The organism is Ideonella sp. P3_A4 (assembly GCF_056403075.1).
Genome location: NZ_JBFUGE010001228.1, coordinates 1 through 845 on the forward strand (window position 1 = coordinate 1; position 845 = coordinate 845).

Annotated in this window: 1 protein-coding gene and 1 pseudogene; one reads left to right on the forward strand and one right to left on the reverse strand. The window is 61.9% G+C overall.

The window, feature by feature from the left end; all coding sequences use genetic code 11:
- A partial coding sequence (locus AC1DYI_RS37195) for a TRAP transporter large permease subunit (protein ID WP_477209080.1) occupies positions 1 to 409 on the forward strand: 409 nt, incomplete at its 5' end.
- 110 nt (positions 410 to 519) lie between these two features.
- Here AC1DYI_RS37195 and AC1DYI_RS37200 read toward each other — a convergent pair.
- Positions 520 to 845: pseudogene (locus AC1DYI_RS37200) on the reverse strand (ABC transporter substrate-binding protein); the annotation flags it as partial.

Here is an 845-nt window from a genome sequence, read left to right on the forward strand (position 1 = left end):
ATGCGTGAACATGCAGACCAGCTTCATGCACCCGCCGTTCGGCTTCGCGCTGTTCTACCTGCGCGGCATTGCCGACACGCTGTTCAAGAACGGCTCGCTGCCGAAGAAGGTGGAGTCGAGCGACATCTACATGGGCGCGATCCCGTGGGTCGTGATGCAGCTGATCCTGGTCGCCATCGTGATCTTCGTGCCCGAGACGGTCACCGTCTTCCTCGAGAAGGAAAAAGTGGTCGACATGGACAAGGCCTCGGAGTTGCTCGAAGGCATGGGCAATGGACGCAGCAGCAACGATGCGGTGCCGGGCCTGACGGCGCCGGATGGCTCGTCGGCGCCAGCCTCGTCAGCCGAAGAAGACCCGATGGAAGCCTTCAAGCGCGCTGCTGAACAGGACGCTGCCGCGAAGAAGTGAAAACCAGCGCTGCGGCACCACGAAAGGTGCCGCAGCCAGCCAAAAAAAGGGCGGCTCGATGAGCCGCCCTTTTGTTTTGCCTGGACCGTGTGCGCGGTCCAGCGTCGGGATCAGAGCTTCTGCGATTGCATGAAGTCGTCGAAACCGGCTTCGGCGAAGCGGAACCACAGGTTCTGGTCGCGGCGGAAGTTGGCAAAGTCTTCGTAGACCTTCTTCCAGTTCGGGTTCTTGCCCGCCAGCTCGCTGTACAGCGCCATAGCTTCCTTGAAGCAGGCCTCCATCACGTCCTTCGGGAAGCGCACGAGCTTGGTGCCCGAACCCACCAGCTGCTTCAGCGCCGCCGGGTTCTTCGCGTCGTACTTGCCCTGCATGTCGATGTGGGCCACCGCCGACGCGCACTCGATGATCGCCTTGTACTCGGACGACAGTGCGTCGT